General features: G+C 35.7%; 17 protein-coding genes. 2 read left to right on the forward strand and 15 right to left on the reverse strand.

Annotated elements, in window-relative coordinates; all coding sequences use genetic code 11:
* Positions 1-16 precede the first annotated feature (16 nt).
* From Cop2CBH44_RS13865 to lpxD, 9 genes are all read right to left on the reverse strand, one after another.
* The gene (locus Cop2CBH44_RS13865) at positions 17-1,693 is read right to left on the reverse strand and encodes a sulfatase family protein (RefSeq protein WP_200755041.1); all 1,677 of its coding nucleotides are present in this window, start codon (positions 1,691-1,693) and stop codon (positions 17-19) included.
* 3 nt (positions 1,694-1,696) lie between these two features.
* Positions 1,697-4,882 (reverse strand): chondroitinase family polysaccharide lyase, encoded by a 3,186-nt coding sequence (locus Cop2CBH44_RS13870; protein ID WP_200755042.1) that lies wholly within the window; start codon positions 4,880-4,882, stop codon positions 1,697-1,699.
* Positions 4,883-4,956: 74 nt separating this feature from the next.
* Complete coding sequence (hepC, locus tag Cop2CBH44_RS13875) at positions 4,957-6,975, reverse strand: heparin-sulfate lyase HepC (RefSeq protein WP_200755043.1); 2,019 nt, start codon at positions 6,973-6,975, stop codon at positions 4,957-4,959.
* A gap of 27 nt (positions 6,976-7,002) precedes the next feature.
* Positions 7,003-8,265: a glycoside hydrolase family 88 protein gene (locus Cop2CBH44_RS13880; protein ID WP_200755044.1), complete on the reverse strand. Its 1,263-nt coding sequence runs from the start codon at positions 8,263-8,265 to the stop codon at positions 7,003-7,005.
* 146 nt (positions 8,266-8,411) lie between these two features.
* Entirely contained in the window at positions 8,412-12,479 is a 4,068-nt protein-coding gene (locus Cop2CBH44_RS13885) for a hybrid sensor histidine kinase/response regulator transcription factor (protein WP_021931839.1), read from the reverse strand.
* A gap of 201 nt (positions 12,480-12,680) precedes the next feature.
* Positions 12,681-13,244 carry an IS1096 element passenger TnpR family protein gene (locus Cop2CBH44_RS13890; protein ID WP_200755045.1) on the reverse strand — a complete coding sequence of 188 codons (564 nt, stop codon included), beginning with the start codon at positions 13,242-13,244 and terminating at the stop codon, positions 12,681-12,683.
* A gap of 186 nt (positions 13,245-13,430) precedes the next feature.
* Positions 13,431-14,207 carry an acyl-ACP--UDP-N-acetylglucosamine O-acyltransferase gene (gene lpxA, locus Cop2CBH44_RS13895; RefSeq protein ID WP_021931836.1) on the reverse strand — a complete coding sequence of 259 codons (777 nt, stop codon included), beginning with the start codon at positions 14,205-14,207 and terminating at the stop codon, positions 13,431-13,433.
* 20 nt (positions 14,208-14,227) lie between these two features.
* The gene (locus Cop2CBH44_RS13900; RefSeq protein WP_200755988.1) at positions 14,228-15,613 is read right to left on the reverse strand and encodes a bifunctional UDP-3-O-[3-hydroxymyristoyl] N-acetylglucosamine deacetylase/3-hydroxyacyl-ACP dehydratase; all 1,386 of its coding nucleotides are present in this window, start codon (positions 15,611-15,613) and stop codon (positions 14,228-14,230) included.
* A 29-nt stretch (positions 15,614-15,642) separates the two neighbouring features.
* Positions 15,643-16,683 carry a UDP-3-O-(3-hydroxymyristoyl)glucosamine N-acyltransferase gene (lpxD, locus tag Cop2CBH44_RS13905; protein ID WP_021931834.1) on the reverse strand — a complete coding sequence of 347 codons (1,041 nt, stop codon included), beginning with the start codon at positions 16,681-16,683 and terminating at the stop codon, positions 15,643-15,645.
* A 381-nt stretch (positions 16,684-17,064) separates the two neighbouring features.
* Between lpxD and spt the strand changes: the two genes are divergently transcribed.
* Both spt and Cop2CBH44_RS13915 read left to right on the forward strand, forming a co-directional pair.
* A complete protein-coding gene (gene spt, locus Cop2CBH44_RS13910; RefSeq protein ID WP_021931833.1) occupies positions 17,065-18,252 on the forward strand; it encodes a serine palmitoyltransferase in 1,188 nt (395 codons plus the stop codon).
* Positions 18,253-18,345: 93 nt separating this feature from the next.
* Positions 18,346-19,698, forward strand: coding sequence for an MFS transporter (locus tag Cop2CBH44_RS13915; RefSeq protein WP_246469131.1), 1,353 nt, complete (start codon positions 18,346-18,348; stop codon positions 19,696-19,698).
* Between the two features lie 87 nt (positions 19,699-19,785).
* On the opposite strand, the gene Cop2CBH44_RS13920 is transcribed toward Cop2CBH44_RS13915, so the two are convergent.
* Genes Cop2CBH44_RS13920 through Cop2CBH44_RS13945 form a run of 6 tightly spaced genes read right to left on the reverse strand, consistent with a single transcriptional unit; the run spans position 19,786 to position 25,777 of the window.
* Positions 19,786-21,027: a leucine-rich repeat domain-containing protein gene (locus tag Cop2CBH44_RS13920; protein ID WP_200755046.1), complete on the reverse strand. Its 1,242-nt coding sequence runs from the start codon at positions 21,025-21,027 to the stop codon at positions 19,786-19,788.
* 26 nt (positions 21,028-21,053) lie between these two features.
* Complete coding sequence (locus Cop2CBH44_RS13925) at positions 21,054-21,917, reverse strand: hypothetical protein (protein ID WP_200755047.1); 864 nt, start codon at positions 21,915-21,917, stop codon at positions 21,054-21,056.
* A gap of 22 nt (positions 21,918-21,939) precedes the next feature.
* Complete coding sequence (locus Cop2CBH44_RS13930) at positions 21,940-23,160, reverse strand: DUF4857 domain-containing protein (protein WP_052431647.1); 1,221 nt, start codon at positions 23,158-23,160, stop codon at positions 21,940-21,942.
* A 2-nt stretch (positions 23,161-23,162) separates the two neighbouring features.
* Positions 23,163-23,840, reverse strand: a complete 678-nt coding sequence (locus Cop2CBH44_RS13935) for a hypothetical protein (RefSeq protein WP_021931828.1) — start codon at positions 23,838-23,840, stop codon at positions 23,163-23,165.
* Positions 23,841-23,853: 13 nt separating this feature from the next.
* Positions 23,854-25,098, reverse strand: a complete 1,245-nt coding sequence (locus Cop2CBH44_RS13940; RefSeq protein WP_200755048.1) for a DUF4857 domain-containing protein — start codon at positions 25,096-25,098, stop codon at positions 23,854-23,856.
* A gap of 1 nt (position 25,099) precedes the next feature.
* Entirely contained in the window at positions 25,100-25,777 is a 678-nt protein-coding gene (locus Cop2CBH44_RS13945) for a hypothetical protein (RefSeq protein WP_246469132.1), read from the reverse strand.
* Position 25,778: the final 1 nt, after the last annotated feature.

Genomic DNA, 25,778 nt, shown 5'->3' on the forward strand with positions numbered 1-25,778 from the left:
ATGATTAATGATAAATTTAGTGTTTGTTTGCTCCATCGTCACCTTTAAAAAACTGAATTGTCTGTTCTGTCGGATCGGTATCTTTATATTCTTGTTGTAGTTCATAAAGAAGTTTTGTCATATCTTCTTGGACCTTTTTATATTCAGGTTTTCCATATACATTATTTAATTCATTTTTGTCGTTTTGCATATCGAAAAGTTCCCAATAATCAGCATCATTATAAAAATGAATTAATTTGTAACGTTCGGTACGAATTCCATAATGACGTTTTACCATATGCCATGATGGATATTCATAATAGTGATAATATACGGCTTTACGCCAATTTTCGGGAATGTTTCCTTCATGTTCAAGTACTGGACGTAAAGAACGACCCTGTATTTCTTTTGGAATTTCTATTCCGGCAAAGTCAAGAAAAGTAGGAGCGAAGTCTATATTCATACTTAATGCTTTAGATACTGTCCCGGCTTTTATGGCTTTAGGATAACGTATCATTAATGGAGTTCGTTGACATTCTTCGTACATAAAGCGTTTATCAAACCATCCATGCTCGCCAAGAAAAAATCCTTGATCAGAAGTATAAACAATAATTGTATTATCCAATTCTCCTATTTGTTCAAGATAGTCGAGCAAACGACCAACGTTTTCGTCCACAGCTAACGTTGTTGCTAAATAATCTCTTATATATTGTTGATATTTCCAGCTAATAAGTTCTTTCCCTTTCATTTCTTTTGTACGAAACTCTTCGATTCGTTTGGCATACGCCTTATTCCACACCTCTTTTTCTTCAGGAGTCATGCGGTTATAGGCAGCTCGTAGTTGTTGGAGACCATTGCTTTGTTGATTGGCACGAGCAACTTCAGCCTTGTTGATATCGGCAGCGCGTGTATCGTCGTATTCTCCGGCTAATTCTTCGGGAGTTGCTATTTTCAAATCCCAGTCGTTCCACATATGGTTGGCAATTTCCATCATGGTTTCTTTTGCAGCTCTGCCACGAGTTGAGTAATCATCGAACAGTGTTTCTGGCTCGGGAAAAGTGATATCATTATAAATACCCAGATGGCGTTGTGCTGGCATCCAGTTGCGGTGAGGGGCTTTATGATAATAAAGCATGGCAAATGGTTTCGAAGTATCCCGATTTTCTATAAATTTTATAGCTTTATCAGTGATGATGTCAGTTACATATCCTTTTTCCCGTATTTCTTTTCCGTTTTCTTTAAAATCAGGACTATAATACTCGCCTTGTCCCAGTAATATACTCCAAAAATCAAACCCTTGAGGATCTGAGTTGAGGTGCCATTTACCAATCATTGCGGTTTGGTATCCTGATTTCTGTAATAATTTAGGGAAAGTTTCTTGATCTCCGTTGAATGTTTGTGAATTATCAGTAAATCCATTGATATGACTCATTTTCCCAGTTAATATACAAGCCCTTGAAGGTCCGGAAATGGCGTTGCTGACATAACAATTGTCAAAACGCATACCTTCATTGGCTATGCGGTCGAGATTGGGAGTTTGTATAAGTTGGCTGCCATAGCAACTGATACCTTGGGTGGTATGGTCATCTGTCATAATGACAATGATGTTTGGCTTTTTTTCCGGTTTATTATCTTTTGGTTTCATAGAGCATCCAGTAAGACTGCCTAATGCGGCTACCGGAACAAGCATGGAGGATAATGCGTGTCTGTTCATATTTTATTGCTTAATTATTTTTTTGTTGAGTATAGTTTGATTTTTTTTTAATGTTATTATGTACGTTCCGTTAGGGAGAGAGTTCATATCTATGCTATGAGCTCCTGTCAGGTGTTGATATGAAAGAATCTGCTTTCCTTCAATGTTTGATAAAAAACAGGAGTAGACAGTCGAATCTTTGGGCATGATAATATATCGTTTTTCTTGTTTGTTATACTTACATTGAAATTCGGAGTTTATTTTGTCTTCTGAAACGGAAGTCCACTCTTTAGGTCTTAGATTTATTTTATATGTCTTTCCTCCTACAGCATCGAAAGAAAGTAGAGTATTATCTCCTTTTTGGATAATATTTATATTATTATTTCCTTCTTCGAAATATTCATATATACCGGAAATTTCTATTTCTACAGTAGCAGGTTGACTTTCTGCTTTTATTTGTTCTTCTGTCAGATTATCTATATTTGTACTGGAAGGCCTTCTTAAATCTGGATCACATATAGCGAGATTCAGAATCTGATTTTTTTCTTGAGATAATATGATTACCGGGCGATTTACTCTTTTGATTTTTCCATAAGATATGGAAGATGTTTCATCGAAGATGGCATAAGCTGTCGTTCCAGATTCTGAATCGGAAATGATATGAGCTTTTGCATTTTGTTGTATGATGGATATCGGGCATGTTTGTTCATTTGTATATTTATATATTAATTCCTGATTTGAGGTGGGAGGGAGCATGAAATAGCTGTATAGCCCTGATTGTGGAGCTTTGCCGTGGTTGATAAAAGCCAATGTCAAATTTCCGTTTTGAATAAAATCTGTTGAACCCTGGGTTACGACGTAGGTAATATTTTGTTTATCTATTATTATGGGAGTTTTTACTGTTTTTGGAATATTTGGACTTTTGTCATTAATAGTAATTTCTCCTGATTGTTGTAATAAGGTGGTGACTGTAGTATGCTGAGAATCACTATTCTTTATATTACTGCCCATACACAAAATGACCGAACCGGAAGAGAATATTGTTTTACGGGCGTAGAATGAAGGGTCGAAGGTGTTGTCGTGCATGTACATTGAGAATATACCTATTGTATCACCCATATTAGTACCTCCTAAAAATGTCTCGTCTGAAAAATTGCGATGTTTATCGTTTCCTTCGCCATTATAGTCTAATTCATCAGGAGTTAGAACTTTTGTTGTAGTTCCTGGAAGATAGCTCCAGTTCCAATTTTCGTTTTCGTATTCATGATTTTTATTTCCATCAGTTAAAGTTGTATATTCTATTTGTCCATAACTCATATATCGCCCGTAAATATTTTCTGAACCGGAACATTCATAATCCCAGATATATTTGCTTATTCCCTTTGCACTGAAGTGGAAATCTGATGTACGATGGATAAATAATCCGGCATATGGAAAATAAAGACTTTTTGAGTGGATATTTTCTTCTTCTGACACATATGTGGCTGCATCCAAACAGATGGCTGTTTCTCCTAAGGTCGTTTTAAAGCAAATGTCAGTTGCAGATCTGGAGATTCTATCTTTTATTGGAGATTCTTCTGGTTTCCAAAGACGCCCAAAAGCAGCATTTAACTCATTGTCTGTTCCGTTTTTAGATTCTATTAGATATGCAAAAGCTGCAACTAAATCATCAAGAACAGTGTTCGAGCTGGGAAAGCGACCGCAGGTAGTTGCTGGGACATCATATAAAGCCGCGATATTGCGCAGCATCAGTAGTGAGTTCTTTAACTGAATGTATATAGACTCAGATAACTCAAAGGGTGTATCATGCAACAAGTAAAAAAGGAAGCATCCGATATATAATGCATCTGGATAATAGGCCCCTAAATATACACCTCTATGGTGATACCCTGTAAAATCTGGTTTGAATGTACCTCTAAATCCTCCAGCAGGAGAAAGTGCATTTGTAAAATACTCTTTTAAGGTCAGCAATGTCTCAGCTTGTGCATTTTCATCTGATAACATTAATGTGCAGTATAATTTAGCTATTGCAAGGGTTCTTAAATTATCAGCAGTTTCGCCGGAGGCATCATTATCGGTATTAATATAAATATCTCCTAAAAGGCTAAACCATTTTAACGTTTCAAGCTCTCGGGAGAATCGAGAATCTCCAAGTTCGTCTTTCATTAAGTAAAGGGAATGAAAATAGCCTGCACTTCTGAGTTTTTCAAATCTAAGGGCCCCTAATGCACTACCACAGGACCAGCCTTGGTCTGCGTACCAGTCGAGTATCTTGAGATAATTTTCTTTGCTGGATTCATTATGATTTAGTCGATAATCCAATGCAAACTGAATAAGATATTTTTCGTTTGTATCTCGGAATCGTAAAATATTTTCATTGTCGATTGATGTGGATGTATATTGTGGAAATAACCCGGGTCCCAATACACTTCCGTCACTTTGTACAGTTAAGTTTATGGAAGTGAAATTGTTTTGAGCTCGTTTTATCCAATTATTGATTGAATTTTTACGTTTGTTGAAAATTGTCGAAGTATTATTAGTATTTAAAAACCAATTGTCGATTCTCTCTTTTATTGTAGACAAAGCTTCTTTTTGTTTAGAAGATGCCGAATGAGAATAATTTAGAGGAATTGCATTATATGACTTAAGAAAATTGTCAATATTATTGTAGGATTGGTTTACTGAATATTGAGCATTATCTATCCTATCCCAGGCTACATTTTTAGGAAATTCTAGATAATCAAAATATAAAGACCCATTTCCTGATTGAGGAGCAAAAATTTTCATGTATGATAGGGTAGAGCGGTCATGTTCCATGTCTTCTGTAAAACGGGAACAGATGTATCTCCAGCCCGAAAAATTCAGGTTAAAAGATAATTTGCATTTTTCGGTACCACTATTATTATAAAAAGAAAATTGGATTTTATTATTGCTGATTGTAGTGTTATATATCCAACATGTAAATCCTCCGGAATTAGTGGTAGAAACTGAGGTTAGACCATCTGGCTGGTTAATTGTCAATGTAGAACCACTTTTCCAGTCCCATTGTAAAGATTGTTTCCCTAATTTATATTTTTGTCCGGAAATAGATATGCTACCTGTATTTACATTGAAATTAGAGGGTACACTACTATCTTCGAACGAATATATTTGAGCATATATTGTTGTCGATATCATTAAGTATAATATGGTCAAAATTTTGCTCTTCATACTTCATAAGATTTAAGGATTATAGCCGGAATCTACATCGAAATATTCCGGCTATAAAAACTGTAAATGATTAATTAAAGATTATATCCTAATTTGTATTTGTCTTTGCCTATTTTTACCGTTATGCCGATACTCTTTTCGTTGAATGATTTGTTCTCGAATTTCGCATCTATTGCCGGAATTTTTTTGCTGTTCTCTACAGGTAAGATGACCGTAATAAATCGAGAATAACCGTCCGACGATTTTTTATCAATGTTAAATGAAAAAGCTTCTCGTTTTGCCTTTTGTCTATATTCATATGAGACCCAGCCTTCTTCTTCTTCCATATTGGGTTTCATATCACTAAATGCTTGTAAAACAATATTATTACCATCTTTGAAATTGGTATAGGCTTTTAATGCTTTTGGGTCGGTCGTGATATCACCTTCGCACATTTGATAATGAATCCCAACTTTACCGTGAGCATTGCCGATGGCTTCATCTACTATTACGAAAAATTTTTTATCAACGAAAAAAATAGAGCGGCGATGTTTTAGTCCTTCATAACTCGGATTTTCAGTAACTAATATCTCTGTGGGTTCATTGATTTTCCATAATAGACATTTCGAATCAGTTTTTTCCAAAGTTTTGTTGTCCAAAGTCAAAGTTTTGTGTACCATTGTCTGGCGGAACCAGTTACGCCATTTCATTACTTCATCATCACCTGCGTATACATATGAACCGGCATCCGGGAAGAAATTACGGCCTTTGATAAATAATTCGAAAGTGCCATTATCTGGTTGACAATGCCAGAAAGCGGGAGGTCCAGCTTTGATAATCATGCTGGTAGATTGCATATCCCATCCATTTCTGAAAATGAAAAAGCCAGATGTTGTAAATGCTTTTGATGTATAGTCTGGAAGTTTTCCGTCTTTTCCTTCAGTGGCAAAATATCGAATTGTTTCATTATTGGGGAAGACTTTTAACCATTGTTTGTAGTTTTTGATCATTTCTGATTTACTATTCTTTTTAGCATCGCTGAACAATGGATTCGAGTAGTCTGGAAATGAAAGATTATACATGACTGTAATCATATTTTCTATCGTATCCAAAAAGCTTTGTGGAAATTCGTTACGATACCCATTGGCATCAGCCATTTGCAATGCTTTAAAGAATATATTGATTGTAGCCAGATGATAATGCGGGTCAAGTTCAAATTGCATTCCGTCATTATATACCTGTACTTGTATTTCTTTATTTAAAATAGAAATTGCCGATTGTCTCCATGTAGGAGCATCTTTAAATTCTGGAAAGAATATTCCGGCATAAAGTATACGTTGGGCCTCGAAAAGCAGATGATTACCTTGTTTGGAATAGTTATTTATAATGTGGACGGCATGTCGGTGCACATTTACCAGAAATTGTGTAAAGAATTCGGGAGTGAAATATTTAGATGTATTGAACAGTAAAAATTCACTAGCCTGATCTTGTAAACGGTTGCTGACTTCCAATGGACGCCAAGCATAACGGACGTTATCGTCCGAGACATTGTCTCCATCATATTCTACTTCTCCGCTGCTAATTGTTTTTCGTTTTGAAGTTAATCCAGTTTTTAATGGATTTTTATTTATCCAATCCATGTATTGGAAAACCCATTCTTTAGCATATTTTTCGTCTCCAGAAATACGATAGGCTTTCCCCATTGGTATAAACCATTTCTGTCGATGTAACTGCCATCGAAGTTCATTGTCTTTTACCGGCCAGTAAGTCCAATCAATATCATCTCCGTAGAAGAAGGATGGCTGGTAGCCTTTATGTGCAAAAAACTTATGTTCAAGGGCTTCATCAGCCATTTTTTGCTCAGATTTAGAAATTTTTAAATTGTTGAGATTTATATCCGGAAATACAATCCCTTTTCTGTTTTTGTAATATGAAAGTAATGCTGAGGCAGCCTCATGATACTTACCTTCATTATAGAATTGTTTTACCTCTTCTAACCCTTTTGTGTCCAAATTTATTAGGTTGAAAGCTTCTTTATTGAGCTCTTGGGCCTGTATCTGGACGCCTCCCAAAATAGTGAAGCATATCAATATATATTTAACTATCTGTTTCATATGAGTATTTTATGGAGTTTCTTGGTTTTATTTTTGGGATAGCAAGGCTTTTGAATCGATATTTTTGAGTTCAATATATCTCTTTAATGCTTCCAGATAATAATAGTCGGCATAGTTAAGAGGAACATCTATCTCTGAACCATGGGGTAGAGAGCCTGTAGAATGTTTTAGTATAAATCCATTATTTGTCCCTTTTGCCGCTAAATAATTCGGAGTAGAAAGTTCTTTGATGATCTTTTCTGCATAATCGAAATAAGATTGTCCGTTTTCGACTAAAGTACTTAGTTCAAATAGAGCTGAGGCAGTTACAGCTGCGGCCGATGCGTCGCGTGGAGCGTCGGGTATAGTCGGAGCATTATAGTCCCAGTAAGGAATAAGGTCTTCAGGGATTGCTGGATTTTCCATAATAAATTTTGCAATCTGTTGTGCTCTTTCTAAGTATGCAGAATGATTAGTCTCTTCGAAACATAGAGTATATCCATATAATCCCCATGCTTGTCCTCGAGCCCAAGTAGAACTATCAGAATAACCTTGGTAAGTCATTTGTTTGGTGATATCATTTGCCGGGTCAATATAATCGACTACATGGCAGCAACTCATGTCGGGTCGGTAATGGAACTTCATTGTATTGTCTGCATGAGTTATTGCAATGTTCCGGAATGTACTATCTTGTGTTGCTTGGCTAGCCCAGAATAACATTTCAAGATTCATCATATTGTCAATAATAACGGGATATGTCCATTCTCCGAAATCCCATGAACGTATGACTCCTTTTTGAGGATTATATCGTGATGCCAGTGATTTGGATGCATTTACTATAATAGCCGAATCTCCAGCTTCAGGAGCCAATCGGTATGCGTTGCCAAAGCTGCAAAAGACCATAAATCCGAGGTCGTGAGTACCAGTGTAATATTGGAGATCAGATAGTAGTTCTGTATATTTTCGTGCTTCTCGTTTCAGTGTATCATCTCCGGTCAATTCGTAAGCCAACCACATAGAACCGGGGAAGAATCCGCTGGTCCAGTCTCTTGGCTTTTCTAAGCGGAGGCTATCTATCCAATTTTGAGGATTTTTTTCGGCCATTGGCTTAGGATTGAGGATAGACCGTGGAAATACTGCAGTATCCTGAATATTTTTACTGTCTATCGCCTCAGCTGTCATTTTAAGTTGGAATTGTGCCGTTTCGATACCATTACGTAGCCACGCAGAATCATCCGTAATCGTTTTTTTCTGACTGCACCCAAATAAGGACAGGGCAGCTATGCCCATAAGAAGAAAGTTGTTCCTCATAATAATAGAATTTCAATTAGTAATTTCGCATTTTTCAATAATGCAATATTACAAATCAAAATTCAAAGAGGACTTCACAAATGTTGAAACTCATTCTTCGTTATTGTAAAATACTTTCACTTTTGTTGAAAAAACTTTTGCATATGTCAAATCTTGCTGTTTTTGACATATTCAGATGGCAAACACCCCATGTATTTTTTGAAACTGGTAGTAAAATAGGAAGGTGTAAAACCAACCATTGTACTTATTTCAGATACATTATATTTCCCTTCTTTCAGTAATCGGCAAGCATGTCCAAAGCGTATTCTGCGGATAAATTCTACAGCAGATTCTCCGGTAAGAGCTTTTAGTTTGAGATGAAGATTTGAACGGCTCATACCCATTTCCCGGCTAAATTCTTCAGCAGAAAAATTGGGGTTTTCCAGATTCTTTTCAATAATGCCGATAGCCTTGTTCAAGAGTTCTTCATCTATTCCGTTGGAGGCTATTTGTGCCGGATTAGCTTCTATATTGGCCGCATAGTTTCGAATGGCTCGTTGTCGTCCTTTCAAAATATTTTGGACTTTTGCTCGTAATACAGAGAAGACAAAAGGTTTGCTGATGTAATCATCGGCTCCTGTATTTAGCCCGGTAAGTTGATCTCCTACAGTACTTTTTGCTGTTAATAAAATGAGAGGAATATGGCAAAAATGAATATTTTGTTTTACCAGTTTACAGAATTTTATGCCATCCATTACCGGCATCATTACATCAGAGATGATAAAATCTATTTTTTCTCCTTTGTTTAATATATCCCAGGCGATTTCTCCGTTTTCTGCCTGTAAGATATGATAAGATTGAGAAAAGTTTTCGTATAAATATTTTCTTACATCGACATCATCTTCTACTAATAATAGTGTACTTTTATCTGGTGTCTCATTTTCAGATTGATAAGAAATAGCTATTTCTTTTTCGGAATATTCCTCAATATTCGGGTCAATATATTTAGTATTTGGAGCTTTAGTAATGGTTTGTCCGTCAGAACGTTCTTCTTCACTATAAGCTTTAGCTTCACAAGGTATAATAACTGTAAATTCAGAGCCTTCTCCTAACGTGCTATTGAGATGTATTTCTCCGTGATGTTGTTCAATGAGACGTTTTACAAAAGACAATCCGATACCTGTTCCTACGCTGTTTTCTTCAACTTGATAAAATCTTTCAAAAATACGGTCTTGTTTATCTTTGGGAATACCACACCCTGTGTCACCAACGGAAATGATGAGTGAACCTTTATCTTCTTTTGCTTTTACAGTTATATTACCAAATTCAGGTGTATATTTCAATGCATTGGAAATTAAATTGGTTAATATTCGTTCGAGATAATTTTCATCATAGAATATTTTATCTTTTTCGATATTATATTCCAGATTATAATCTATTTTCTTATTTGATGCAGATCTGGCGAACATATCAAATAATTCTTGAATAAAAGGCTTGATTTCGTGCTCTTGTACGTGGAGCTCCATAGCTCCCATTTCAGCTCGACGATAGTCTAGTACTTGATTTATGAGGTGTAGCATCCGTTTTGAATTGCGTTGGATAAGAAGTAGTTGGCTTTTGAGCCATTTGTCGCTTACCCCGCGTTCGAGTATTTCATGTATAGGTGATAATATAAGAGTCAAGGGTGTACGGAATTCATGAGAAATATTGATAAAGAACCGGATTTTCATTTGACTAAGTTCTTCTGTTCGCTCTTTTTCTTTTCGTTCAAGAGCCAACTCTTTTCTCATAATTTTACGAGATGTATAAAAGTGTATTCCATAGAATACAACAATGCAGACTAATAAGGCAAAAATAAGTTTAGCCCACCATGTTTCCCACCAATGCGGAAGTACTGTGATATGTAATTCTGTTGTTTGGTTGCTCCACTTACCGTCATTATTAGCAACTTTTACTTTAAAAGTATAATTTCCTGGGTTTAAGTTAGAGTAACTAACGCTGTTCTTGGTTGTATTGTACCAGCCTGTATCGAATCCTTCGAGAGTGTAAGAGAATAAGTTATTTCCTCCCGACAGGTAATTAGGAACTACAAATTCGAGACCAAAAAGAGATTGAGACGATTTTAATGTAATAGAGTTGGTTTCGTCGATACTTTTCTCTAAAATTTTACTGTCATCGCCTGGAAGTATTTTTTTATTGAAGACTGTGAGATTATCGATTATTGCAGCTGGAGTATAGGGGTTGTCAATAAGCCGTTCAGGGAAAAACGCAGTGATACCATTGGTTCCGCCAAAATACATTTTACCATCAGAACTTTTGCAATAGGCATACATATTGAATTGATTGCTTTGTATTCCGTCTGGTTCGGTATATATTCGCCAACTTTTGCTTTCTTTATTCAAACATATAAGTCCACTATTAGAACTCATCCATAAACGGTTGAAACTATCTTCTAAGATGCCGTATATTCTATAGTCCGGTATTTTATAATAATTACCAATATCGAAAAGCTTTTTATTTTGTTCATCATAGGTAAAAAGCCCAGATTGTGACCCTATCCATATACTGTGCTGCTTATCTTCAAAAATGCAACATATTTGTTTATCGTTTATTTTTTGTGGTTCGGCGTTATATAACTGGTTCTGTGTTTTGTCATAAATATACAGCCCGTTATCTGTACCTATCCACAATCTTTTCTTGCTATCTGAATATAGTGTCATGATTTGTTTGTCATCCAGTACCTTTGTCTTAATAAGTGTAGAAACAGATTCTCCGGACTCGCTTTTGAAGTCATATAAAAACAACCCATTGAGGGTACCTACCCATAAAATATTGTTTTCATCTTGGAACAAAGAATATACATTACTATTGGCTGTTTGGTCAGATGATATATTGACTCGTTTAAAACGGTTGTTTTTTTGGAGTATGCATAATCCTCCGTCGTGGGAACCTATAGCCATATTTCCGTTTGATAATCGTAACAGAGCTTTTATATTATTTCCGGATAGGCTTTCTGGGTCATTTTCTTTATGTTTGTAATAAGAAAAATGGTCGGTAACTGTATTGTATACGTTCAGGCCGTTGTCATTCGTTCCTATCCATATTAAAGATGATTCTGCAAGCATAGTGCTGACGACGTTATCATTTAATGAATTGGCATATCGTATGTATTTCAGATGCTCAAATTGATTTTTTAAATTGTGGTAATAATTTAATCCTCCAAAATAAGTTCCACACCACATTCCTCCTTGAGAGTCGGCATAGATAGCACGAATGGAATTCTGGCTTAATTCGTCTGCTTCATATTCAGTATTAAATAAATGATAAAACCCTTTCCCATCTCCTTTTAAAATGTTCAGCCCGACAAAAGTTCCTACCCATAAACGCTGTTGGTTATCATAAGATAAGGAACGAATATAGTTGGATGATATGCTTTCATTATCATCTGGTCGGTGGGTATAAGGTATTAGTATATGATAGGCTAAGTCATAAAGATATAGCCCTTCTCCTTCTGTCCCGATCCAAATTTTATTATGATTACGATTATGAGGAAGGATGGCCATAATCGGTTTATTCTTAAGACCGTCGTAGACGATTTCGAATGTATCATTTTCTGGGTCGTAATAAAATAAGCCATTATCGCTACCGACCAATATTTTATTTTTTAATTTTAGGATGGCAGAAACTCTTCTTGTCGGGAATGATGTATGTTGATAGCCTCCTTTTTCAGAAAAAGATACAAGACCTCGATCGGTTGCTAAAAGAAATTGGTCATCGGAACTTTCACAGATATTATAAATAAGTTGTTTTTTGAAGCCTATATTTTTCCATGGATAATTGACAAAAACTTCCTTGTCTTTGTTGTACATGGATAGACCGCTTTGTGTACCTATCCATAATCTATTTTTTGAATCGATAGCTAAAGAACGGATGTTGTTGTTTATAAGGCTAGTAGAATCGGTTTTGTTATGACGATATATTGTGAATTTGTAACCATCGTAACGGTTTAGTCCATCGCCTGTTGCAAACCACATGTACCCTTTTTGGTCTTGAGTGATATAGAAAACAGAACTTTGAGAGAGCCCTTCATTTAATGAAAATTGTTGAAAGATAATTTTTTTCTCGATTCCGGCAGAAAATGATAAAAATGCATGAGATAAGAATATTGATAAAATAATAACTTTATCAGTGATAGATTTTATCTGTTTTGCGGCTCTTTTTATAATTAATCTCATTTGTGAGTCTGATACAATTCGTTAATTATTTGAGGTTATATAAAGAATAGATTGATTCCTTGTAAGGAATCCAGGCTCAGTTCAAGTACTGTAAATAACGGATTATATCCCGTTATATTTTAGATTTAAGGTTAATTTGAGCAAAATAGCATTAGTAAGTATAAAATGGTGATACAAACTAATGCTATTTTTGTGATATGATTAGAATTGACTATTGTTATCGTCGTAAGGATTACCGTTGCTCATGTCTAAATCATTGTATCCCTCTTCATCAAGTTCTGACGGATCAAAAGTTTCATCACCGTAAAAATTTTCACCTAAATCTGAAACCGAATTATTTTTGTCAAACTCATCAAAGGTCATGATTTGTTGAGGAGGATTGCCTATCGATTTTGTACAGACAGGCTTTTCAAGGTTTTTACCAGGAATTATTTCTCTTAATTCCATAAAAAAAGCCCGTTCTGTCATATTGTCAAATGTGAAAAGTAGCCTCTGTCTTTCATCTTCCAATAATTCGCTCAATTTGGTGTCTTCCATTACCCAAGAGTCATCTTCATAACTGGTATCCATTTCCATAAGGGTGATTTCTGTCTTTTTTTCCCAGTCATCATCGCAGATGAAAAATGAGGTTATCTGATCTTTCGTGAAATTTACCGAATCGAGGATAGCATTGTGCAAGTCTAAGAATGTAGCCTCAGAATCGATGCTTATCTCGCGAGCAAACTGATCTACTTCATCCGATATGAGCAAAAATTTATATATCATAGCATTGATAAATTTATTATTTCTATTTTGTTTGGTAGCGTAAAAATAATAAAAATATCTATTCCCAAAAAACGGTTATTAAAAAATTTTGATACTCGTTTTTCTTGATGTATCGGAATCCTGTACGCTACATAAAAAATGATATGGAACTTCTGTTCCATATCATTTTTTATGTAGCAGATTTTTTTATAAGTATCCTTTGATAATTCCTCTTTGAGAGTTTCTTACAAAAAGTATAATTTCGTCTCGTTCTTTTGTTGCAGGAAGTTCTGCCTCAATACGCTCGATGGCATCAGAATTATTCATTCCTGAAAGATAGAGATATCTATAAATTTCTTGAATATCGCGTATGGTCTCGTTTGTAAAATTCCTACGGCGTAATCCGATGGAGTTAATGCCTGCATAAGAAATGGGATTACGAGCTGCTTTTACAAAAGGAGGGATATCTTTATTTACAAGAGAACCTCCTTGTATCATAACATGAGATCCGATATGGGAAAATTGATGTACCAGTGTACCTCCTCCGATGATGGCGTAGTCATCTACTTGTACCTCGCCTCCTATTTGAGTGGCATTGGACATTACGATATTATTTCCTATTATGCAATCATGGGCAATATGTACATAAGCCATTAACAAGCAATTCGAGCCAACAATCGTTTTCCCTTTTGAAGCCGTTCCTCGGTTTATTGTGACGCATTCACGTATTGTTGTGTTGTCTCCAATTTCGAGAATTGTGTCTTCTCCTTTGAATTTTAAATCTTGGGGAATTCCTGCAATGACAGCACCGGGAAATATCTGGCAATTTTTACCGATACGAGCACCCTCAAGAATGGTTACGTTCGATCCGATACGAGTACCCTCGCCGATTTCTACATTTTTGTCGATTGTGACAAATGGTTCTATTACAACGTTCGGCGCAATTTTCGCCTCGGGATGTACATAAGCTAATGGTTGTTTCATTTTGAATACAATATAGTATATTATTTATTTTTGATGATCTGGGCCATAAATTCGCATTCGGTGGTAATTTTTTCTCCTACGAAAGCATATCCTTTCATATATGCACACCCTCTACGGAGTTCAGTCATAAATGATAAGTGGAATATTACTGTATCTCCAGGTACTACCTTTTGCCGAAATTTGACATTATCTATTTTCAAAAAGTAAGTAGAATATTTTTCAGGATCTTCTACAGAGTTCAGTACCAATAATCCTCCAGTTTGGGCCATTGCTTCTATAAGCAACACTCCTGGAGTTACTGGTTCACTGGGAAAATGTCCTTGAAAGAATGGTTCGTTTGAGGTGAAATTTTTGACACCGACGATATGATTTTTTCCTAATTCTATGATTTTATCTACCAATAACATCGGGTAACGATGAGGAAGTAGTTGCTTGATACGGTTGACATCCATAATCGGAGCAACATTGGGATTATATATAGGAGCTTGAATATCTTGGCGTTTGATTTCTTTTCGCAGCATACGGGCTAGTTGGTTGTTAATTTTGTGCCCTGGTCGAGTTGCAATAATTCGACCTTTGATAGGTTTTCCTACAAGAGCAATATCTCCCAATATATCCAGTAATTTATGACGAGCCGGTTCATTATCGAAAACTAACGGGTTATTATTGATGTAACCTAATTCGTCAACGTGTTTATGAGGTACACCCATGAGGTCAGCCAGGCGGTCAAGTTCTTCTTGGGATGTCTTTTGATCATAGATGACGATAGCGTTGTCTAAGTCTCCTCCCTTTATCAAATTATTCTTTACAAGGGGTTCTATTTCACGAACAAATACAAATGTACGGCTGTTAGCTATTTCCGATGCAAAGTTTTGTAAATTATCGAGACTTGCGAATTGGTTATTCAACACCGGGGAGTCGAAGGAAATAAGAGTATTGATACTGAAATCTTCATCAGGTAAAACTAATAAGCTTGAACCGGTAGCATCGTCTTTTACTTCTATTTTATTTTTTATAATAAAGTATTCTCTTTCTGCTTCTTGTTCTATGATTCCAGCTTTGGTTATGGCCTCGGCATAGTAGCGGGCACTTCCGTCAAGTATGGGAAATTCGGGAGCATTTACTTGAATTAAACAATTGTCTATCTCAAAACCGAATAGAGCCGCCATTGCATGTTCTATGGTGCTTACGGCAATTTCTTTCTTGGCAACAACAGTGCCACGTTGTGTTTCTATTACGTTTTCAGCGACAGCGTCTATTATGGGGTGATCTTCTAAATCGATACGTTGAATTTTATAACCGTGATTTTCAGGTGCAGGTAGGAACGTAATGGTTATATCCATTCCGGTATGTAAGCCTTTTCCTTTCAATGAAAAGCTGTTTTGCAGGGTTCGTTGCTTCATAATATAAAAAAAATTACTATCAATGTAAATTTTTATTTACCAAGTTGCTTTTTTAAAGCCTCAATTTCTTTTCTCAAATCGTCTACAGTTTGGCGCAATTCGGGAAGCTTCTTTATCATGACAACCGAACGGGCAAACTCACGGGCCGGTACGGCTGGATATCCTAATATCGTAGAATCGGGTTTTACATTGTTAGGAATTCCCGATTGTGCTCCTACATTGACCCTATCGCCAATGGATATGTGTCCGGCAAATCCGACCTGTCCACCAATCATACAATGACTACCGACTTTAGTAGAACCGGCAATTCCTGTTTGTGCAGCAATCACGGTATTGTTTCCGACTTCTACATTGTGCGCTACTTGTATAAGGTTATCGAGTTTTACACCTTTGCGTATAATTGTTGACCCCATCGTAGCACGGTCAATGGTTGTATTAGCTCCGATTTCCACAAAATCTTCAATGACAACATTCCCGATTTGTGCAATTTTTTCATAACTTCCATTATGAGGAGCAAAACCAAATCCGTCAGCACCTATTACCGTGCCAGCGTGGATGATACAATTACTCCCGATAACACAATCGTGATATATTTTTACTCCCGGATATATAATTGTATTTTCTCCGATAGTTACATTTTCACCAATATAAACTTGTGGGTACAATTTTACGTTTTCGCCGAGCTTTACATTTTCGTCGATATAAGTAAATGCACCTATATATATAGATTGAGGAATAGTCACAGACGCTGCAATAGATGCACTGCTATCGATACCTTTTTTTTCTGGTCGGGCTTGACTGACAAGGTTAAGTAATTGAGCTATACAGGAATAAGCATCATTAACTTTTATCAAGGTTGCCGTAATTTTTTCTTCTGGTTCGAAATCGCGGTTTACTAAAACGATGCTAGCTTTGGTTGTATAGATGTAATGAGTGTATTTAGGGTTAGCTAAGAAACTAAGAGTCCCCGGTTTTCCATCCTCTATTTTGGATACATTATTAACTTTTACTTGGGCGTCACCAATAACTTCCCCTTGCAGGAAATCTGCAATTTGTTGTGCTGTAAATTCCATTTTACTTTAATAGTTTGTGTTTATGCTGTGTGAGCGACAAACAAGTTATAATCTGCAAAGTACGTATTTTTTTTCCAAATAATAGGAATATCCTCATTCCATTTTTCATTATATCAGCTTGGGAAGTTAACAAGCTAAAGTAAGAAATAAAGATTTATTATATAAATTTTGTATTGCCTTATTGTGATTTTTTGTTTCATCAAATAGGAAGACATCTTTCATTTTGTAACTAAGATATACTGTGAAGCGTTTTTTTTGTCTTCATCATATGTTATTTAAAATAAAATAGTTATTTTTGCAGCCTGCTTTTTCAGAGCTTTAAACTTAATTAAATGAAAAAAGCAGACAGTTTATTATTAATACTGTAACTTCTTAAATATTATGAAGCTATTACAAGCAAAATTAGCGAAGTATGATGCTCCGCAGAAAGCTAAGGCATTAGGTGTTTACCCTTATTTTAGAAAAATCGAGAGTGATCAGGATACCGAAGTGCTGATAAATGGGAAAAAAGTATTGATGTTTGGCTCTAATAGTTATTTAGGCCTGACCAATCATCCCAAAATCAAAGAGGCTGCTATTGCAGCTATTAAAAAGTATGGAACCGGTTGTGCCGGGTCTCGTTTTTTGAATGGTACTCTTGATATACATGTAGAACTGGAAGACCGGTTAGCTCGCTTTGTCGGAAAAGAAGAAGCGATAATATATTCCACTGGATTTCAGGTGAATTTAGGGGTTGTTTCTTGTCTTACAGGTAGAGAAGATTATATAATTTGGGATGAACTTGATCATGCATCTATCATAGAAGGGCGTCGGTTGTCTTTTTCAACTCCATTAAAATACAAACATAATGATATGGCTTCGTTGGAAAAAGTATTGAAGTCATGTCCGGAAGACAAGGTTAAGCTTATTGTTACGGATGGTGTTTTCAGTATGGAGGGCGATGTTGCTAATTTGCCGGAAATTGTTGCATTGGCAAAGAAATATAATGCGGCAGTTATGGTGGATGAAGCGCATGGTATCGGAGTATTTGGGAAACAAGGACGAGGGACTTGTGACCATTTTGGAGTTACAGGAGATGTAGATTTGATTATGGGTACATTCAGTAAATCATTTGCATCTTTAGGAGGATTTATCGCAACAGACTCGATTACAGCAAATTATTTGCGACATAACTCTCGTTCGTATATATTTAGTGCAAGCATTACTCCGGCTTCTACGGCTGCTGTAGGAGCAGCACTTGATATTATGGAAAGTGAGCCGGAAAGGATTGCCCATTTGTGGGAGGTAACCAATTATGCTTTAGAAGGATTTCGCAATTTAGGTTGTGAAATAGGTCATACATCTACTCCAATTATACCATTGTTTATTCGGGATAATGAAAAAACATTCCGGGTAACTCGAGATTTGTTTGACGAAGGGGTGTTTGTCAATCCTGTGGTGTCTCCGGCTGTAGCACCGAGCGATACTTTGATTCGTTTTTCATTAATGGCAACACATACCAAAGAGCAAGTAGATTTTGCTTTAGACAAGATTGAGAAATGTTTCAAACGTCTTGACATTTTAAAGTAATTGTTAAATATAAATAGTAGAAACCACATCAGACCATTTATACTGATTTGATGTGGTTTTTTCATTTTAGTTATTAAAATTATAATGTTTGTTATGGCCTCTGGTAATCGTTTTACAAGAGTTTTCTGGACTTCAGCGTCGGTAGAGTTGCTGGAACGTATGGCATACTATGCTGTATTTATTGTTTTGACCCTTTATCTTTCTAATGTATATGGTTTCTCTGATATTGAAGCAGGTATCGTTTCCGGGATATTTTCAGCGACATTATCTTTGTTGCCTACGTTTTCTGGGGCTTTAGCTGATCGGATTGGTTTTCGTTCGTCTTTATTATTAGCTTTTGCATTGCTTTCCATCGGTTATTTAGGATTGGCTGTATTACCCACGTTATTTCAGAGTGCCGGAATGGTAGATTATGGATTGATAACGACATTTACCGGATTGAGAGAGAGCCCTCTAAGATGGACAGTTATACCCGTTCTTTTGATTATTGTAGTGGGAGGTTCTTTTATTAAAGCCGTTATTTCCGGGACAATAGCAAGGGAGACGACTACAACGAATCGGGCACGAGGCTTCTCGATATTTTATATGATGGTTAATATTGGGAGCTTTACAGGGAAAACCGTTGTTGAACCCCTTCGCAGAGGTATGGGAAGTGAAGGGCTTGTAGTTCTGAATTATTTTTCTGCCGCTATGACTTTATTAGCGTTTATTTTGGTTTGGATGTTGTATCGTAGTCGTCAAGAACAAGGAGATGTGAAGAACATTCGAGAAATAGGAAGTTCTTTGTTACGTGTATTGACAAATGGACGTATTATAGCAATCACATTGATTACCAGTGGATTTTGGATGATATATATGCAGCTTTATGCAACTATGCCTAAATATGTTCTGCGTATGGCAGGAGATACGGCTACTCCTGCATGGTATGCCAATTTAAATCCTTTAGTTGTTGTGCTATGTGTTAATCTGGTGACTCGCCTTATGCAACGATATAAGGCCGTGACTTCTATGGGAGTAGGTATGTGGCTGATGCCTTTTTCCGCTCTTTTGATGGCAGCAGGTAATCTTGTTGGCTCTGATGATATATTGGGGTTGCATCCCGTGGCTTTTATGATGTTATGCGGTATTGGAGTGCAGGCATTGGCTGAAACTTTTATCTCGCCCCGTTATCTTGAATATTTTTCTTTACAAGCTCCTAAAGGAGATGAAGGCCTTTATTTAGGCTTTAGCCATATTAATTCATGTATAGCATCGTTTATCGGGTTTGGGCTTTCAGGCTTTTTATTGTCGAAGTATTGTCCCGATCCGCAGCTTTATGCCACTCATGAAGCTTGGCAGGCGGCATCTGTGCATGCTCATTATATTTGGTATGTATTTGCTGTTATTGGGGCATTAGCTGCTGTAGCTCTTTTCATTTTCGGGAAGTTGACGAAAGATGATAAATAAAAACTTGGTATAATAAAAAGCAGGTTATCGAACTCGATAACCTGCTTTTTATTATATAACTTCTAAAGTTTTAATTCTAACGAACATTTATAGCATAATTTTAGCTATGGATTTTCCACATTTTACAATATACATACCTGATACAGGAAGAGAAATTTCAGCATGGTTATCAGTTGCAATCTGAGTGACAACAAGAGCTCCTTGCATGTTATAAATATTTATAGTGGCCCCATTTTCAATATTATATATTTTTATAATATTGTTTTGTGCTGATACTTTAAGATTTTCTGTATATGCATTTTCAACAGATAGACTTGCATCTTCAACTATTTCATTAAATTTTGCCCATTCTTCGTCAGCTTCATAAGCAGCTTTGGCTCCTACAGGTACGGATAATGTTGCCTTGGCAACTCCAGTTGCTGAAAAACCACCGGAGACCAATGTCGGGGGAACAGTTGCTAATGATTTAACAGATACCAGGCTTGATGATGCATTAGGGAAAGTTTTAGCTTCAATCATTTTAAGGTTTATCGGCAATATTATATCTGTAATTTTGGTACATAAATTAAAAGAATATCCAGTTAGGGTTTCTAAGCTGGAGCAGCTACTTAAATCCAGAAGTATTACTTTTGAATTGTTGAAAGCTCGATTACCTATATAATTTAAAGATGTACAACCTGTAAAATCTATTGCCGTTGATTTTTTATGGTTTGAAAAAGCATAGTCAGATATCGTTGTTAAAGCACTACAACCCGATAAATTGATGCTTGTTTCAGAAATTCCCAATTCATCTACTTTATTACCACAAGAGTTGAAGGCATTATATCCAATAGTAACTAATCCAGTACAATTGGATAAATTTACTTCTTTTAAGTAGTCATTTGATGCAAATGCCTCAAGTCCAATTATATTTAAATTGGCACAACCAGAGAAGTCTACATTTTCTAATTTAGTAAAGTCAAATGCATTATCTCCTATTTCTGTAATAGACATAGGAAGGGAAATGTTTTTTAATGTAACATTATGAGAGAATGATGATGCAGGAAAAGTATTGGCTTTGTATGTTTCTGTTTCAATAGTTTCTTCGATAATGTTTGATTGTTTAAGATTTAATGTTTCTAATGCAGTTAAAGAACTATTGACAAAAGTTAAATCCGTTTTGTTGATGGGCCCAGAAACGGTAAGTTCTGTTACTGAAGCCATCTCGTCTGTTGTAAATTGGCTTTGTAATGTACCGGCTTCGGTTACAGTTACAGTTTTGCTTTCGGCCATTACCAATGTCATGGTTGACAATGCCAAAGCACTGGAAAGTAAAAATCTAATACTCATTTTCTAAAAATTTAAAAGTGAATAATTTATTTCGTATGTTTTTTGGTTTTGAATAGAAATATGCAGAATAGAATCATAACGATAAACATAATAATCATTTCAGTACTATATTTCATAGGTTCTACCCATATTTCATGGAACAGATCCCAGCGACCGAGAATTTCTACAAATGTCCAGAAGATGATAACAGTGGGTATGGCATAACGAATAGCGTACCCGATTTTTTGTATTTTCATCAATTTGTAAAATAAATAGGCCGACCAAGCTAAGCTACCGAAAGCAATAAATGCTGTTATAGGGTGACGATCTCCCAGCAATACATCGTCATAAGCAAACATCAAAACGAGGTAGCTGGTCCATAATAGCATATTAGTTTCCATGAAAGTGGTAATGGAATTATTTTTTACAATGTTATGTAGTGCACCATCTTTACGTGTAATCCCTAATTTTTTTTGTATCCAAGTATAAAATAGGCAACCGGTGCGGGCGCTGAAAATGTAGAAAAGGGTAATGATAGCCCAGAATCCGACTGATGACATTAAAATCAGATATTCGGGCTTGGTTACAATTTCACCGTTTTCCATTAGTGGAGCCACATTATAACGATGTGCATAGTATACGAAAGTAAATTCTATCCATCCTGTCCAAACGAGTAATCCTCCAAAAAGTCCGGCAAATGTAGCGGGGGTCTCTTTTTTCATATAAAATCCCCAAATAGCCAGTATGAGACCTATAAAACCTACAAGGAATGCTGCAGGAGTCAAATATGATTTTTCAAGAGTCTTTTCCATAATGATCATTACAGCATGACCTAAAGGCATGGTAAAGAGCACAATCATAAAAGCGGAAAATCCGATAAATCTGTGTTTTTTTTCTGTTGTAGTATTCATATTATTTGTTATTGATTATTTATTATTTTCTGTTGGGAAATATCCATACTCCTATGAATCCGTAAATTCCTGTCAAAAGTATTATGGTAAAATCAGCAACATTTACAGGTAACCATATTTTACGGCGACGTATAAGTTTTATAATAATGAATATTCCGGCACATATCAAATTGAGGATATAGAAATCTTTCACCGGATTTGGAATGGGAATAAAATGTGCAAGTCCCGGAGTTCGCATAATTTTGAACGGAAAAATAGAGCGTTCGATTTCTGCTTCTTTGGAATGGCTATAATGGTCTATCGTTTCGGTATGTTTTGCAATGAGTTTATATTCAGGACTAAGAACATAAAGAGTGCTCTTGTCTTTATCATTCACTTTGTATGTGTTATAAAAATAATTTGATGTGACAAAGAAACGCCCATTTGGATTTTCTACTGGAATTTTATGAAGTTCATATTCCCGTGTTAGAACATATATTTGGTTATTATCATCAAAAATATGGCAAAATAGGTCTCCAGAAGAGTGGCATTTTATATTTTTGATAGTACCATTGAATTTAATTTCTTTACAGAAGGGCTCTCCTTTTATCATTTTTAGATGAAAAAGACGATTACTATTGTCAACAATGAAATATCCGTCATCCTTTAGTTTTATTGTAGAAGGTATACCGTATATGCCTTTGGCCGGAAAAGAAAATCCTTTTTCAATCAGTGGTTGATTGAACTTTTTACTTTTTTCCTGTTCTATTCGATTACTTTCACAATTGAGAAATTCTATGCCGTGTTTGTTTATTCTGAAAACATCATCCGGTAGTTGAACGCCTATACGCTCTGGCTGTGATTCGAATAAGGGATTCAAGGCCAGTGAATAAAAAGGTTCTGCAATAAGTATACTGCGTCGGACACTTTTAAGTATTTTATTGTTTAATTCTATTCCGTTTAGTGAATCCGGCATTTCACCCATTAATTTTAATTTGCGAGTGTTATTGAAAGGTAGAAGTTTCATATATTCTTTTTCCGGAATTTCATTGCCTTTGGCATCATAATAATGCATTTCTGCCTGCCGATTAAGCGTGTCTCCCGACTCTTTAGCAATGATGAAATCATGAGTCACTTCACTAAAATAAATCATTGTTTTGTAAGGCCGTTTTTCTACTGATTTTTGATAAAAAGACGGCAGATAGTAGGCCATAATAAATATCGCCAGCAGTATAAGTAATATTCTGACTATTTTTGCTCCCATAATTATAGTTCTCCTTTATTAAATCGATGAGATGTATATATAACCGATACACTGGATATAAGTGTAATAATGAATAAGATTGGATATATGGTAACAGCGTTTCCTAATCCATAAGAGTAGTAAAATAACCGTAGGACGAAGTATACGAAAATAATATATAGGAAACGGTATTTCCAGATTGGTTCCAGTGAAATCATAGCGATAAAAAAGTAGCAAGTCATACCTCCCAATATCCAGGGAAGAATGGTTTGTAGGGAAGGGATTATAATTTCTGAGGGAAAATATACCGACATGAATAATGTGAGCAATAATACAGAGATAAGTTGTATTGCGGTTATAATTGCGAAACCGAAAAGTACCATAGAATAAATAACAGTCGTATTTTGCATTGGCAAGTGAAGTGACAGTTTTATACGTTTGTCTGTGACTTCCGGAACAAATTGAGAAAGACCTATTAATAAAGCTGTGATAATAGGGATATATTTGAATTTGCCGAAAAATATAGACTTTTCTAAAATTAGAGATGAAAAGTATTGTGGAGCTCCTAATAAATTGAGGTCACTTCTTATTGAAATAAATATATATATGACTGTACCCAAGCTTAGTAGTAATGCTATTGTTGCATACCAGCGGGTCTTGAGCCATTCTTTATAGATGAGGTGTTTTAATTTCTCTATCATGATAATCGTTTATTTAGATTTGTTTAGATTTGCGTTGTGGAATAGCAAATACTCCAGCCATTCCGAATATACCTAATACCAGTACCACTATGATATCAATTATAGCAAATGCATCGTTTATTGGATATCCATTTCTTTTTTTTATAAAAAATGTTACGAGAGCAAGTACTATATTTAGCCAAATAAAGTGGAAAGGATTGGAAAAGTGGAACTGTATGCCATAATTGGCGTTTTGGGATATTTTGACAGGAAAAAGATAAGAACCGATTGTTTCCTGTAAAGAAGCGACTTTCTTATCTCCTATTGTGAGTTGCTTTATTAACTTGTAATTTTTGTCAAGGATATAATATGCTGTGGCTTCTTTTTCATGGGTGGTGAATGTCAGATGCATTAGATTTCCTTGCAAAAAAGCTCCTCTTCTTAGCGAAGGTAAAGGCAAAGCCTGATAGTTGAAATTTCTATCCATTACATAAGAATTTCCATCCTCTGTGATAATTATAGCCAAGAATTCTGGTCGATTTGAAAAATTGATGTTGAGGATTTTTTTCTCATCGGGACGATTCAATCGTAGAATGTCGGGACGCCCATCATTCATTGATAGTCTGAATAGTTCACCTTTGCTGTCAAGAACGAAATATCCGATTTTTTCGAAATCAGTTCGGTCTGCAGGAGACCACCAAGTAATTGCTGGAGCTGTAAATCCGAGCTGTTCAAGTTCAGAATTGAATAATTTACTTTTTTTCTCATCAATAGTATTTGTTGATGAGACGATGAACTCTATCCCGTTTTCTTTTATTCGGAATAAGTCTTTCGGTTCATATTTATTAGATAAATAACTTTTTTGGTCTTTTAGCTCAGATAGCCCGTAGAATAATTCATTGTATCTTCCTGCAATATTCATGTGAAAGATTGCATCATCGGCATCTTTTGCAGAGATATTTTTCCCACAAATGGAGTCAGGAAATTTTCCATCGTAAGTCAATTGAGAAGCATTATTTAGTGGACATAATGAGTCGGCTTGTTCTCGAGTATATCTGTTACCTTTACTATCTTTATATATAGTTATACCGGAGATTTTTCCATTTATGTTTTTATATTCGTATTCTGATATGATAAAATCATTTAATACTTCAGAATATACTACATCTTTATAATTACTATGAGTGCTGAACAGCATCCTGAAAAATCGAGGTACGATAATGCAGGTTGCGAGTGCTGTGAGTAGTATGGCAATGATACGTATAGATTTGTTTAGCATATTATCGTTCTCCTTTATTTAGTCTGTAACCTGAGAATAATACCAATGGGCAAGATACTAATGCAATGATAGCCAGTACGGGGGCTGAATCTTTATATGCACCGTGGAAATTTATATTGTTGAAATAAAGGGACAATAATATGAATCCGGTTGTTGCATAAAGTAGTTGCCGATATCCGTTGGGCTCCAAAGCAGTCATTGCAATATAGTTGTATGTCAAATATGAAGCAATAAACCAATTGGTAATCGTTACCGTTACTGGTTGTGTCACTTCTGCCGGAAATAGCAATTGGTTTTTCCACTCAAAAAGGGCGAAGATAATCCCATTTGAGACTGTAATCAATAATAGACCGAATAAAGCCATACAAGCAATTAGTTTTTGATTATTCATCGGAAGGTGTAAGGTCAATCGTATACGTTTGTTTTTTACTTCCGGTATATATTGTGATATGCCTATACAGATAGCTGTAAGTAATGGGATATATTGCAATAAAGAGTAATAAATTACGGGTGGATTATCATACAAAACACTTAATGTATAATTTTTGGCTCCGAGCATTGTCATCCGGTTTTCTACCATAATGAATATATAGAATACGATGCATATGCCTATTATCAATGCTCCTAAAAAAGCCCAGCGGGTCTTAATCCATTCTTTATAAAACAGATGTAATATCATG

The organism is Coprobacter secundus subsp. similis (assembly GCF_015097275.1).
Taxonomy (GTDB): Bacteria; Bacteroidota; Bacteroidia; order Bacteroidales; family Coprobacteraceae; genus Coprobacter; species Coprobacter secundus.